General features: G+C 48.4%; 11 protein-coding genes. 5 read left to right on the top strand and 6 right to left on the bottom strand.

Annotated features, from left to right (window positions below; translation table 11 throughout):
* The first annotated feature begins 229 nt into the window (after positions 1-229).
* The 3 genes from ACIDITHRIX25_RS000000102485 (at position 230) to pyk (ending at position 4,135) form a co-directional block, all read left to right on the top strand.
* Entirely contained in the window at positions 230-1,531 is a 1,302-nt protein-coding gene (locus tag ACIDITHRIX25_RS000000102485) for a C40 family peptidase (RefSeq protein WP_201732100.1), read from the top strand.
* Positions 1,532-1,549: 18 nt separating this feature from the next.
* Positions 1,550-2,527, top strand: a complete 978-nt coding sequence (locus ACIDITHRIX25_RS000000102480) for a zinc-binding dehydrogenase (RefSeq protein ID WP_201732099.1) — start codon at positions 1,550-1,552, stop codon at positions 2,525-2,527.
* A gap of 186 nt (positions 2,528-2,713) precedes the next feature.
* On the top strand, positions 2,714-4,135 hold the full coding sequence (gene pyk, locus ACIDITHRIX25_RS000000102475; RefSeq protein WP_052605138.1) for a pyruvate kinase: 1,422 nt from the start codon (positions 2,714-2,716) through the stop codon (positions 4,133-4,135).
* Positions 4,136-4,579: 444 nt separating this feature from the next.
* Here the strand turns inward: pyk and ACIDITHRIX25_RS000000102470 are convergent, their stop codons facing one another.
* Positions 4,580-5,350 carry an SDR family NAD(P)-dependent oxidoreductase gene (locus tag ACIDITHRIX25_RS000000102470; protein WP_052605139.1) on the bottom strand — a complete coding sequence of 257 codons (771 nt, stop codon included), beginning with the start codon at positions 5,348-5,350 and terminating at the stop codon, positions 4,580-4,582.
* A 145-nt stretch (positions 5,351-5,495) separates the two neighbouring features.
* Here ACIDITHRIX25_RS000000102470 and ACIDITHRIX25_RS000000102465 point away from each other — a divergent pair, with 145 nt between their 5' ends.
* Together ACIDITHRIX25_RS000000102465 and pncB are read left to right on the top strand one after the other, a co-directional pair.
* Positions 5,496-6,386: a prolipoprotein diacylglyceryl transferase gene (locus tag ACIDITHRIX25_RS000000102465; protein WP_201732098.1), complete on the top strand. Its 891-nt coding sequence runs from the start codon at positions 5,496-5,498 to the stop codon at positions 6,384-6,386.
* Between the two features lie 38 nt (positions 6,387-6,424).
* Positions 6,425-7,708 (top strand): nicotinate phosphoribosyltransferase, encoded by a 1,284-nt coding sequence (pncB, locus tag ACIDITHRIX25_RS000000102460; protein WP_201732097.1) that lies wholly within the window; start codon positions 6,425-6,427, stop codon positions 7,706-7,708.
* Between the two features lie 170 nt (positions 7,709-7,878).
* On the opposite strand, the gene ACIDITHRIX25_RS000000102455 is transcribed toward pncB, so the two are convergent.
* From ACIDITHRIX25_RS000000102455 to ACIDITHRIX25_RS000000102435, 5 genes are all read right to left on the bottom strand, one after another.
* Positions 7,879-8,430, bottom strand: a complete 552-nt coding sequence (locus ACIDITHRIX25_RS000000102455) for a DUF501 domain-containing protein (RefSeq protein ID WP_201732096.1) — start codon at positions 8,428-8,430, stop codon at positions 7,879-7,881.
* A gap of 6 nt (positions 8,431-8,436) precedes the next feature.
* On the bottom strand, positions 8,437-9,135 hold the full coding sequence (locus ACIDITHRIX25_RS000000102450; RefSeq protein WP_201732095.1) for an SRPBCC family protein: 699 nt from the start codon (positions 9,133-9,135) through the stop codon (positions 8,437-8,439).
* Entirely contained in the window at positions 9,123-9,689 is a 567-nt protein-coding gene (locus ACIDITHRIX25_RS000000102445; protein ID WP_201732094.1) for a nucleotidyltransferase family protein, read from the bottom strand. Before ACIDITHRIX25_RS000000102445 ends, ACIDITHRIX25_RS000000102450 begins: the two co-directional genes overlap by 13 nt.
* Positions 9,690-9,691: 2 nt before the next feature.
* A complete protein-coding gene (locus ACIDITHRIX25_RS000000102440; RefSeq protein ID WP_052605145.1) occupies positions 9,692-10,936 on the bottom strand; it encodes an XdhC family protein in 1,245 nt (414 codons plus the stop codon).
* A 128-nt stretch (positions 10,937-11,064) separates the two neighbouring features.
* Positions 11,065-12,183, bottom strand: coding sequence for a vWA domain-containing protein (locus ACIDITHRIX25_RS000000102435; protein WP_201732093.1), 1,119 nt, complete (start codon positions 12,181-12,183; stop codon positions 11,065-11,067).
* Positions 12,184-12,219 lie beyond the last annotated feature (36 nt).

Here is a 12,219-nt window from a genome sequence, read left to right as displayed (position 1 = left end):
ATATGAGAGATTCCCTCTGCTTCCTCCGTGTCAAGGCAGCCAGAATCGTTTCGGAGTCAAGGAATCTCAAAGATAAGTTTTGTCTTATTAGAGGAAAATCCCTCAAAAACGCTCTACCTGCTCAAGTCGATTCGAAGAAGCGTCGATGAAATAAAATATTCCTTAGAACAGACATTAATGTATGGAATCAGCCAAATATCTCTGCGGAGCTTACTATCATATTTGAATTGTGACGAACCTGCCTAACGATGATACGGATTTAGATGCCGAATTCAAAGTGACCGAAGTTCGGTCCAAAAAATTTAGCCGAAAGGCGCTTACCGGAATTTCAGCTCTAGTACTAGGGTTGACCCCGATAGCAACTTTCGCAACTAGCGCATCGGCCGATCAGCTTTCAAGCGCGAAAGCACAAGCATCGGCAATTGCGAGTAAAATTGCTACCCTCAATGCCCAAGTAAGCGCTTACTCTGAAGCTTATGACCAAGCGCAGCTGAAGCTACAAACCCTAAATCAGCAGATCTCAATAAGCAAAGCCTCAATTGCCTCCACAGAAGCAAAGATCGCGGAGCTTAGAAAAAAACTAGCCGCTGAAGCTGTGAATTTTTACACCCAGGGTGGATCAGTCGTTTCCTTTGCCGACGTCTTAAATGGTTCATCCACAGACGTAACCTTGCGAGACGTCTTCGCGGGAACCGTAGCCAACTCACAACAGACATTAATCGCGCAGTTCAACCTTGCAAATGCCAACCTCAACATCGAAAAAGCTAAGTTGGCCTCCGAAAAGGCCCTAGCAACAGCGGCACTAAAAAGCGCAGCCTCTTCAAAAGCCGCCGCGCAGTCCGCGATGAATACTGCGCAATCGCAATTACTCACAGTCAATTCCAATATCGCATCACTGGTCCTCCAGGCACAAAAGCAACAGCAACTAGCCCAAGAAGCCGCGGCCCTGCAGGCCCAAAAGCGGGCCCAAGCTCTTGCTCTTGCACAGCATCTTCAGCTTCAACAACAGCAGCTTCAACAACAGCAGCTTCAACAACAGCAGCTTCAACAACAACGAAGTGCGACTACTACAAGTCGTGCAAATGCTCAACAAAGCAACCCAAATGGCCAACCTGCATATGTAGCAATTCCTCCAGGTACTAGAGCAGGTGCTGCTCCAGCATATGTAGCAATTCCTCCAGGTGCTGGAGCAGGTACAGCAGTGTCGGTTGCGATGGCACAAATCGGTAAAAGTTACGTATTTGGCGGTGCCGGGCCCAACTACTTTGACTGCTCTGGCTTTGTAATGTACGCATGGGCGCACGCTGGGGTCTATCTCCCGCATTCCGCTGCAGCACAATACGACTCAATTCAACACGTCTCACTCAACAGCCTTCAACCAGGGGATTTAGTCTTTTACTTCACTCCCATAGACCACGTTGCAATGTACATTGGCAATGGCGAAGTAGTAGTGGCCGATAATCCTTCATACCCAATCATGGTGCGGAGCCTCTATTGGGACGGAAGTCCCGTAGGAGCCGGACGTCCCTAGATCCAACTTGTAGGTGGATTGATTTTTATCTATGGGTCGTATGCTTGTTTTGCAATGAATGCTGCAAAGATCATAGACAAAACAATCCTATTCACCACTTGCCCAGATCCCACTATCAGCGATGAAGAGTTACTCGTCAGAGTGGCCGGTGCCGGATTAAACGCGGCTGACCTACTCCAAGTTGGAGGGTTTTATCCCCCGCCAAATGGAGTGGTTAGCGATATTCCGGGCTTGGAATTTTCTGGGACCGTAGTTGCTCAAGGATCAAAGGTACCCACGAACTGGATCAATAGACCAATAATGGGTATCGTCGCAGGCGGAGCCCAGGCCGAATTGGTAAAGATTCACTTTAGCAACGCAATAGAAGTTGACCAAACATTACCCCTAGTGAAGTGGTCCGCGATACCAGAGGCCTATACAACGGCTTACGATGCACTCTTTAGCCAAGGTGAGATTAGCGCCGGAGATAGAGTCTTGATCACTGGAGCTACTGGAGGTGTCGGAACTGCCGCTATCGCGCTTGCAAAATTTGCTGGCGCCACAGTCTTTGGAGTATCACGGACCGACGAAGGACTCTTGGCCATAGAACGCCAGGGGGCTATGGCAATCTCGCCATCGCAAATCGCAACATCTGGCCCTTTTGATCTTATACTAGAACTCGTCGGCGGGGTCAATATGGCCTCCAATCTTCAAGCTCTATCGCTTCTTGGCAGGATAGTCATAATAGGAGTCGGAGCAGGGCCAAAGGCTGAAGTCGACCTTCGTATGATTATGGCTAAAAGAGCGACTGTTAGAGGTTCGACACTAAGACCCCGAAGCGTTGGAGAGAAGGCGCAGATTGCGCAGCGAATTCAAAGCCACATCCTACCCGCAATCAAAGATGGAACTTTCGGACCACTCATATCAGCGGTCTACCCCGCATCGAAGGCCGCACTTGCCTATAGCGACTTTAGCAAATCAAAAGTAGGCAAGCTCATCTTGGATTTTTCGATCTAAACGATAATTTCAAATTTAAAAAGGGTCGCCATCTCAAATATTTGCCACCGCGGCTTGATAAATTCAAACCCTTTTACACCCATGCAGGTCAATCCTGTAACTTTGTTGCCTGGTGTACAACCTTTGTTTAATATCCAGTGGCTAAGGTCGTATGTAGTTTTAAACTCGAAGTAAGGAAGGGGACCCTTGATCGAAGATAAAAAGACCAAAATTGTGGCAACTCTCGGGCCCGCTTGTGCCAATATTGATACGGTAGTAGCGATGGCCAAAGCGGGAATGAATGTAGCTCGTCTAAATTTAGCTCACGGAACTCCAGCATCAATTGTACGACTAATTGGACTGGTCCGCAGAGCAGAGCGACATACCGGAAAGATGATATCCATTCTTGCCGATCTTCCTGGTCCAAAGATGAGGATCGGCAAGTTAGACCAAGCGATAGGGCTAAAGGGCGGAATGACCGTAAGGCTCGCCCCTACCGGTTCGCCGGCAGTCGATAATGATATAAATATTCCTGTTGATTTCCCTGGAATCGCCAGAGCGGTTGGACCAGGTTCACTCATCTACCTAGCAGATGGATTTATCTCTCTCAAAGTAGTTCGAGTCGAAGGTGAAAGCATCCTCTGCACCGTTGCTGCAGGCGGAGAATTGTCATCCCACAAAGGAATCAACCTTCCTGGTGCCACCCTTGACATTTCATCACTCACAGATAAGGACGCGGAGCTCTTATATTTCGCCCTCTCCAGGGGGGCAGATGCACTTTCAATCTCTTTTGTCCAACGGGCTGAAGACCTCCATCGGGCAAGAGCTATCGCAGGAGAGCACGGCTTTTCTCCATTTCTTTTCGCCAAGATAGAACATCCAGCAGCACTTCGAGACATCGATGCAATCCTCAATGCGTGCGATGGGATTATGGTGGCACGTGGCGACCTTGGCATCGAACTTCCTCTCGAAGAAATTCCACTGGTCCAAAAAGACTTAATCTTTAGGGCAAACTGTATCGGAAAGCCAGTCATAACGGCAACACAAATGTTGGAATCGATGGTTGACTCGCCAAGACCGACTCGTGCTGAGGTAACAGATGTGGCGAATGCAATCTTAGATGGCACCGACGCAGTAATGTTAAGCGAAGAGTCCGCAATGGGTAAGTACCCGGTTGAAGCGGTTGCAACGTTGGCCAAGGTTGCTCGATACACCGAGGAACACGCCACATTTATACCGTCACGTGAACGGGTTGCCGACTACATGCGCGATCACGCCACAACAATTCCTGAAATTGTCGCCTTATCGGTGCTCTCTGCGGTGGAAAAATTGGATCCGGACTACATCGTCACTCCGACCGAGTCAGGATCGACTCCTAGATCCATTGCCAAGTTCAGAATGAAGCCTTGGATCGTAGCGCTTTCACGAGAAGAAACGACCGCGAGACGCCTAGCCTTTACTTCAGGGGTTGCTCCCTTAGTCATCAAGCCTCATGATACAACCTGGGAGATCAAGACTCGAGAGGTTATGACCGAGATCGACCCCACGACGTCAGTAGTACTCCTAACACAGGGGTCACAAGGCCGAATATCTGGAGACACAAACCGAATCGATATCATCACCATATAGCCGCACTTATCCGATCCCAGTGATCTGAACCTAAATCAGATCACTGGGATCACTTTAACATTTACCGCAGCTATCGGTCTCTTTGCCAAATACCATCTGGACCAGAAAAGGTTCCATGAGACACTTAGGCAGTGCCTTTATGGCTATCACATAGCGATTGAGTTATCAAAAACCACCTTATGAGAGACAGCTAGAATGAAGCAAGCCACCATTTTCTGACGCATATACACTTTTCGCATCCGCACCACCTAAATACGCACATTAAAGCAAACTACGACTAATGCGCTTTACAAAGTTCATGCGCGACGCCACTACAGGGTTACCATCTCGACAAGTCACTCAAAACCACAGACCAAGACCCTCCGACCCACCGGGTCGTAAAAGAGTATGACAAAGAGACAATTCAAGAAACCTCTTGAGCCAGTAGCATTCATCAACTAGCCACTAAGTCAGAGACCACCCGCCATCCACTACAAGCGTTTGGCCAGTAATGTAACTAGAAGCATCCGATGCCAACAGTAGCAAAGGCCCGTCGAGCTCATCGATATTACCACCGCGTCCCAGTGGCGTATTACGATTAATCCAACTCAAACCTCGCCCTTCCTCAAACATTACAGAAGTCATTTCAGAAGGGAACCAACCTGGAGCGATAGCATTGACCCTTATCTTATGCTTGGCCCACTGATAAGCCAACTCTCTTGTCAGATTCACGACACCAGCCTTTGAAGCGGTATAGCTTGCCTGAGGAATAGAGTTCGATGCGATAAGTCCAAGCACCGATGCAACATTTACAATGGTACCGCCACCACCCAAATCAATCATTTTCTGGGCGACAAGTTGCGATAGGACGAAAACCGATGTCAAATTTGTCTCTACTATCCGCCTAAATTGAGCTGGCGACTCCTCAAGGGCCGACAATGGCTCGGCGATTCCGGCGTTGTTGACACAGATGTCTATCTTTCCGAAGCGCTCAATCGTTCTGGCAACCAGATTCTCCAGGTCGTGATCCAAAGTGACGTCACACACCACGTGAATAGAATCTTGCAAGGTGGACGAGAGCGCCGCAATACGTTCTTCTCTCCGTGCTGCTAAAACCACCGACGCTCCCGCCTGTGACAATACCGTCGCAAGGCGAGCACCGATCCCACTCGACGCACCAGTTACAATCGCAACTTTACCCTCTATGCCAAACTGGCCTGGCAAATGCTTTGTCATAGATCTCCTCCTCAAAGCTTTAAAATAGCTCTAAAATATAATTGACCAAAAAGATGGAATCATTACGCTTCCAATGCACTTACTATGTAACGACCATTTCAGTGATCATCGAGAAATCTATGCACCACACAATTTTAGGTGAAACATGAAACCAATACCCATCGTTTTCAATATCGGTCCCGTTCAGGTACACACCTATGGTATCGGATTGGCTATCGCATTCTACGTTGCCTATCGATATTTCGAGAAACGACTTAAAGATTCAGGGATGCCATACAACTGGGTTGGAAAATCGTTCCTGTGGATAATTGCGGCAGCTGTAGTTGGCGCCAGAATAGTCCATGTCATAGCAAATATCTCATACTATTTGAAATTTCCAGCACAAATTCCCTTGATCTGGCACGGCGGCCTCTCTTCGTTTGGCGGATTAGCAGGAGCAATCCCCGTTGGTATTTATCTAAAGCGTAAATATGCTCCAGACCTCCGCATCGCCGACACCTTTGACAAGCTGGTTCCAGCGCTCATTTTAGCTTGGTCGATAGGTCGCATTTTGGGGCCACAGTTGATGTTCCAAGGTGGAGGACGACCTACCAATGCTTGGTATGGTCTACAATACGCCGGGCAGGTCGGATATCGAATACCAGTTCCCATTTTTCAGGCTACTGAAGACTTTATAATCTTTCTGATTCTCCTTAAAATTGAAAAATGGATGACTACAAAAGCTCCACCGTATCGAAGCGGCAGCCTAGCCATAGCTGGACTTTTTCTATGGTCGATCCCAAGATTTTGGGACGAATACTTCTGGCTAGCAGTTCCCCGCCTATGGGATGCAGTAGAGGTATTCTCCATTATTTTGATCATAAGCTCGGCATGTGCATTTCTAATTCTGAACTCGCCAGAAAGACGCAACTCTCAAAACACACAGGTCTATGACGGCGAGGGCGAAGATTCGACCAATACCGGAATGACCAATGCCAACGATAACGAACACATCTTAGTGGATGGCCTTCAACCTGACGAAAACAAACCATCTTAAAGATCACAGAATAGATCATCTAAAACCAAGAAGGAATCTTGACTGAAAACCGCCTTGAAACTACAGCTCTACATACCGACAAATATGAATTCACGATGCTCGATACTGCCATAAATGCAGATAAAGCATTCCATAGAGCCGTCTTCGAGGTCTTCACTCGAAGCCTACCTCAAGGGCGAAAGTACGGAATCGTAGGGGGCCAGCAACGCCTTCTTGAAGCACTTTCTAGATTCAAGTTCTCAAAAGCTGATATCTCCTTTCTTCGTAGAGCTAACTTTTTAAGTGAGCGAACAATAGGTTATCTAGAAAGTTTCGAATTTCACGGCACTATAACCGGACTCCCAGAGGGAAGCTTCTACTTTGGCGGAACGCCGATTTTGAAGATCGAAGGGACCTTTGCAGAGTGCCTAATAATCGAGACATTGGTCCTTTCAATTCTAAATTTCGACTCTGCTCTAGCTGCAGCTGGCGAGAGAATGGTAAGGGCTGCCAATCGACGTCCAATAATCGAAATGGGCTCCCGTCGGATTCATGAAGAAGCGGCTCTAGCCGCAGCAAGGATCGGATACATCGTAGGGATGGCATCTACGTCAAATCTTGGTGCCGCACGCATTTACAATATTCCAGCGTCTGGCACGGCAGGCCATGCATTGGTAATGGCTTTTGAAAATCAAATCGAGGCATTCCATGCTCAAGCTATGACGCTAGGGGCATCATCTACCTTTTTAGTGGATACATACGATCAAGATAGCGGAATTTTAGATGCCATTATGGCTTGCGACGGGGAACCAGGAGCTATTCGTATCGACTCAGGAGATCTTTTTGAAGGTGCCACCAACGCGAGACAACTTCTAGACTCTAAGGGCGCCAAATCGACGAGAATCATCGTCACGGGCGACCTGGATGAATTTGAGATCCAACGTCTGAGAGATGCCCCAATCGATGGCTACGGTGTAGGAACGCGCTTTGTAATTGGCTCAGGACACCCTAGCGCCAATTTGGTTTACAAACTCTCCGAGATTGAAGTCAATGGCGAAATGGTTGGCGTCTCTAAGGCTTCGATCGGCAAGGAGACGATTCCGGGATCGAAAAAAGTAACTCGCCACTTCGATCAAGATGGCCGTTTCATCGCCGAATCTATCGCACCCACGGCAACAGAGAGTTCTCAAAATCAATATTTCATGGCATCGAGCGCAATCGATCCCTATGTAACATTTATCGAGAGAGGAAGAATATCCTTTGGCCTTTCTATCGAAAAGATACGCTCGTTCCACGCAAATCAGATGAAAGCTCTGGAAAGGTTCGTCGAATTGAACGACTAGCGACCCCTATTTCAACACAATAAGGCGCTCTTTGGTAGTTAAATCGACGGTATAATTTGAGATTATCAAACGGAGCGCAGTCGCAACTACCACCTCCACTATCAAAGATCACCTCAAATAAGCGCCAGCCCCAGGGTGAACCATCAAGCATTATTCACCCTGTGCAATAGTTACGATAACGCGTCAACGTGGAGGTCGATAACGCGGCCCAAACCCGCTGGCATCCCAAGAACTCGAACGTCACTCAAGTCCAAACTCTGCGGGTGATGCTCCAATACATAGAGAGTTGGAGCATCTACCTTAGAGACGATGTGCCAGCCCACATGGGCATGTAAACATTTGAATCCACTTCTAGTGCCGCCAACCCCTCCTGAGGGACGAGGACCCAAATAGTCATCTGGAATCAAACCATCGCGGATAGAAGAATACGTTCTGTGGCCATATTCGACCAGGTCAAGGTCAAGACTCTCTCGGATCTCTTTGATAATTCCACCCGACTCTAGCCGTGAAACCGCAAGAGATATTTGTGGGTCACAGAGCCAAAAGAGAGTCGGCATCGGAAGCCTCTCCTCAATTATCGGCCAGCATGCAATCACGCTAGGGATACCTGTGGAGATGCGCCTAGCCACAACCACGAAGCGCCCTTGAGGAGGTCGCCCCAAGAGGCGCTCAACATGGTTGTAGTCGACTTCCGAAGGACCTTCCCAAAGATCAATATTCAATTGAACTTAACCTTTTCGCTTTCTTGAGCGGCGGATTAGTATCATAATCAAAAAGAGCAAACTGCCCACTGCAGCCGGAACGACCCGCTTTATTATTGGCGATCCAGCGACGCCCAAAAGGTCTACCGGAGCAGTTTCAGTAGGTGCAAAGGTCTTCTTTATGGTTGGAGGCTTTTCATCGTCGTTGGAGCTGACCGCCTCTTTGGCCGGAGACGCAGCCGGGTCCGAGGATTGTGGTTCTGCCGAAGGTACCTCTTTGCCATCGTTTTCAACCAGCGCCTCAAGCGATACTACGAACTGACTTAGAAGCTTGTTTGAAACATCAGCCAAGACCCCTCTACCGAACGAAGCAACCTTGCCAGTTATTGCTAAATTTGTCGTAACGGAAACGTTTGTCGAATTCTCATCTCCATCCAGCTGTGCCGTTACGGTAGCCGAGGCGTTACCTTGACCCTTAGTGTCTCGACCTTCTGCCCTGAGAACCGCTGTATGTGTCTCTTTATTTAGCTCTATAAAAGATGCTTTTCCTTTGTAGGCAGCAGTAATAGGTCCCACCTTAACCTTGACTGATCCACGAAATTCATCGCCATCAATCTCCTCGAGAGCAGCTCCCGGGAGACAAGGTGCTATCTTTTCTACGTCAGTCAAAAGCGCCCACGCTTGCTCTATTGGAACATTTACAGAAAACTTATTTACCAATTCCATCTATCCAACTCCTCTTTTGTATCAATATCAATCGGCTCGCCAACACATTCGACCTCTAGCAATTGCTCCGAAAATTGCGAATATAGCGACCTGGCTCCAACCTCGCCCTGGCTCGGAATGAGGTCGAAAAGCTCGCGGGAAATTCGAACCGGGTTACGACGTCTTCCCTCATATGTTGCTACCATAATAGGCGAGGTTTCGCCTGCATGTGCAAGAGTTAACCATGGGGATGAACCAATTAAAGGTTGATCCCCCAAACCAACAATTACCTCGGACGCCTCGAGGCTCTTCGCCCACGCTAGCCCAATCGCCAGAGAAGATGCCATCCCTAAATTGGGGTTAGGATTCAGAAGTGCAACCTCGCCCTCATGCAGTAAATGCGATAGATCAATCACCCCAAAGACCACGGCAATTGGCTCTATAGATGCTCCCCGAAGCCCCGCCAGCGAATGCTCAAAGACTGTAGATCCCCGAAACGGCGCCTCTAATTTATGGGTATCTCCCCTATATCTAGAACCAGATCCACCACAGAGTAAGATCCCAGCCATAACCATTGTCAACGGCTCCTAGGATGAATTGGACCTTCGCCCAGCGCTAATGAGACGGGTACCTTATTGGTCCGTAGTGCAATTATCTCTCCAGCAATGGAAATAGCCGTCTCCTCGGGCGTCCTAGCCCCAATATCTAACCCAATTGGTCCCATTACCCGTGAAAGTTCGTCAGGATCTACGCCTACATCTATCAGGCGTTTGCTGCGCTCTTGATGCGTCCTTCTCGACCCCATCGCACCTATATAGCCCACTTTAGTCTTGAGAGCTCCGACAATTGCTGGTACATCGAACTTTGGATCATGGGTAAGTACACAGATAGCATCTCTTTGTCCAAGTGAGCCACCAATCCGATCTAAATACTTATCCGGCCAGTCCACGACCACCTCGTCAGCCATCGCAAACCTCACACGCGTAGCGAAGATAGGTCGAGCATCGCAAACCGAAACACTATATCCCAACAACTTACCAACTCTAGCAAGGGCAGCAGTAAAATCTACGGCGCCAAAGATAATCATGCGAGGTGGCGGAGCGAAGGTCTCAAAGAGAACCTCTACCTCTTCGAGCTTTGCTTGTCCATTTCTGCCGTAATGACGAACCATGGTCGTGCCAGACGCCAATGCACCTTGACTATCTCGAATGATTACATCCGAAAGGGTATCATTCTCTAAATTCGAATAAATGGCTTTACCGTCGACAATTATCAGCGTTGATCCAACGCTAGGAAGCGCCCCAAAGACTTCAAAGGCCGACAACCCTTCACTGGAGATCTGTAGCTCTACAGGAGCATCATTCCCAGGAACTGCACCGATACCTGAGACCACGGTGGCACGCACAAATGGAGTATTTTCATCCAACAGTCGAGCGACTAGATCATATGGTCGATCCACATTGGGTTCAATTAAGATTCGCAAAGTACCGCCGCAGGTCAGACCCACAGCAAACGCCTCATCATCTGAATAGCCAAAGACCGATACGCTTGGACATGCCTGCACACCAGATGCATCCACATCCATTACAGTATTATTGCCGACGGCTACGCTAGTGACACCCATCGCCGCGAGTGCCTCCATCACCACGGCTCCCTCGACGCAACCGCCAGAAACCGAACCTGAAACTTCTCCTATATCGCTTATTGCCATGGTGGCACCAGGCTCACGCGGACTGGACCCTTCGGTACCTACTACTCGCGCTATTGCTACAGCTTTACCCTGGGCACGCCATCGGATCAAATCAGATAAGACATCCCTCAATGTATGCTCCTTTCAAATAAAAAATCAACCTACCGAACTTGACGGCTCTCTTATAGATGGACGCAGGCCACAACGAGACGCCCTTCATTCACGAAAACGATCGATAAAGTGGTCAAGGGCCTTCAAAATCATGGCGCATCTAAAACCCTAACCAAATTTGCTAGCGCATTCAGGGAATGCCCCTCTACAAAGACGTCGACATAGGGTAGAGCTGCGGCCATTCCGCGAGCCAGGGGTGCATATCCCTCATGAGCCTTTAGGGGATTAACCCAAATAACTTTACGTGCCACCCTATGAAGCCTCGCCATCTCCAAACCAAGATGATCTGGATCCCCTCGATCCCAGCCATCAGAGAGTATTACGACGTTGGCTCCCCTCGCCATTCCTCGCACCCCATAGTTGTTATTAAACTCGCCGATCGTCTCACCTAATCGAGTACCGCCTGAGAAATCTGCAACGCGCTTTGATACGTCATTCAAAGCTTGGTCCGGTTCGCGCCAAGTCAATTCACGAGTAATTCGAGTCAGCCGGGTGCTGAAGGTAAAGACCTCTATTCGGCTACGTGCCAAAACTGAAGCATGCACGAATCGTAGTAGCGCGCGGGCGTAAGGATCCATAGATCCAGAGATATCCAAGATAAAAACGACGCGCCTAAATCGCTTTCCATTGGTCTTATAAACACGTTCTATAGGCTCGCCATATCGAGAAATTGCCTTGGACACGGTTCCTTTGAGATCTAGGAGGCCGCCTCTGCGATCTCTAATCATCCTTCTGGAGCGCTGCTTAGATCCAGAGAATCGCATCATTGACATCATCGCATAAAGTTGCACGAGCTCCACTCGCGTACATTTAGCAAAATCCTTATTAGAAAGTATCTCCTTGGCTGAAAAACGCAATGTTACGTGGTTCTCATCTTCGGGAATATCTTGAGTTTCATCGCTTTGGTCTTCTTCATCACTGGCGATATCTATAAAGAGCGTCTCATGAACTTGGGGCTCGCTAAAGAGTGAATCGTCATCGAAAATACCACCATCAAAGAACTTGGCAAATGCTCGATCGAACTTTGCCAAATCCTCAACGCGCTTTACCAAGGTAACGCGTGCCACCTCGTATACCTTTGCTCTGGTATCTATTCCAACCAGTTCCATTCCTCTCAAAAAAAGAGAAAGAGAATCTGGATCAGCCAAAACCTCATTTGCTCGAAGGTGTTCCCCGAAGCCCACTACTATCTCGTAGGTATTTGCCATATCTCAAACCTTAGTTACCAGGGCTAAGTCCAACTT

Source organism: Acidithrix sp. C25 (assembly GCF_904848545.2).
This window is presented reverse-complemented; position numbering and strand designations above follow the sequence as displayed.

Bases quoted from the DNA above. Each gene is read 5' to 3' on its own strand.
- ACIDITHRIX25_RS000000102470 (WP_052605139.1), bottom strand. From the start codon at position 5,350: ATGACAAAGCATTTGCCAGGCCAGTTTGGCATAGAGGGTAAAGTTGCG.
- ACIDITHRIX25_RS000000102465 (WP_201732098.1), top strand. From the start codon at position 5,496: ATGAAACCAATACCCATCGTTTTCAATATCGGTCCCGTTCAGGTACAC.
- ACIDITHRIX25_RS000000102450 (WP_201732095.1), bottom strand. From the start codon at position 9,135: ATGGAATTGGTAAATAAGTTTTCTGTAAATGTTCCAATAGAGCAAGCG.
- ACIDITHRIX25_RS000000102445 (WP_201732094.1), bottom strand. From the start codon at position 9,689: ATGGTTATGGCTGGGATCTTACTCTGTGGTGGATCTGGTTCTAGATAT.
- ACIDITHRIX25_RS000000102435 (WP_201732093.1), bottom strand. From the start codon at position 12,183: ATGGCAAATACCTACGAGATAGTAGTGGGCTTCGGGGAACACCTTCGA.